Origin of the sequence: Kangiella shandongensis, assembly GCF_020005365.1 — a bacterium.
GTDB lineage: Bacteria > Pseudomonadota > Gammaproteobacteria > Enterobacterales > Kangiellaceae > Kangiella > Kangiella shandongensis.
The window spans coordinates 1-918 of the sequence record NZ_JACNML010000026.1; the positions used below are offsets into that span (position 1 = coordinate 1).

The 918-nt window shown below is 47.8% G+C and carries 1 protein-coding gene; it reads right to left on the minus strand.

Features of this window, described 5'->3' with window-relative positions:
• A partial coding sequence (locus H7708_RS13380; RefSeq protein WP_223671358.1) for a hypothetical protein occupies nt 1-918 on the minus strand: 918 nt, incomplete at both ends.

Consider the following 918-nt stretch of genomic DNA (forward strand, 5'->3'; position numbering starts at 1 on the left):
AGAATATCGCCTGCGCTATCGAGCTTGTCTTTAAACACCGAGAACTCTTCTTTAAAAGGATCAAAAGGTGCGATGGACTGATAGATTAAGCTGTTGGGGTCGTCCATCCAGCCGTCGAGGAGCTTGTCGCGCTCGTCTTTATGGTCAATGTCGTTAGGGATAACGGCGCCCATACCGTCGATGCATAAAGCTGTGGTCATCTCAAACCAGAGGGCACTGTGGGCATTGGTTTTATCGTAGGTGGCGAGCGTCGCGCCAAGTGCCGTGGGCGTGGATTCATTGCCAGCTTCAGCTGTTTTTAACCAGCATGCATGATCCGCTAAAGCGTCACGAGCTTTGGGTTTGAGCGCAGCGACCTTTTCTTCTAAGTCTTGCCAGTCAGCATAGAAGCTATTAAGAGCGCGTCTGTCGACATGCTCCATGATTTCATCAGCCTGCTCATTGTACTGTTCATCCGGCAACATCTCCCTTTCGGCAATACTACGATATCGTCTTTCAGTGAGGTCAGCATCGTCATTGTAAGTGCCTTGCAGCGTCTGTTTGAGGTTTTCATAAACCATTTTTTTACGGTACAGAGCCGCAGAAGCGGTGGCAATATCACCCGTATCCAATAAAGCGGTATCAGGCAAGTCTCCACCTTCGCCAGATTGAACGCGCTGCCGCGCATCGGCGATTTCATGGATGTGCTGAGAGGCAATATTCCCCACATCCTGAGTCATAGCTTCGTTATCATAAAGCGCGATTACAGCCGGAACTTTTGAACGAGCTTTTTCGTGATAATCAAGAGCTAACGCCTGATAAGCCTCTAATCGAACCTGCTCCTGCTCCGAGTAATTACTCCATTCGAAATTGTTAATATTCCCTTTATATTCTTCAACAACGTCTGGCATCTCATTAATACTGAACATGTGTTGTTGT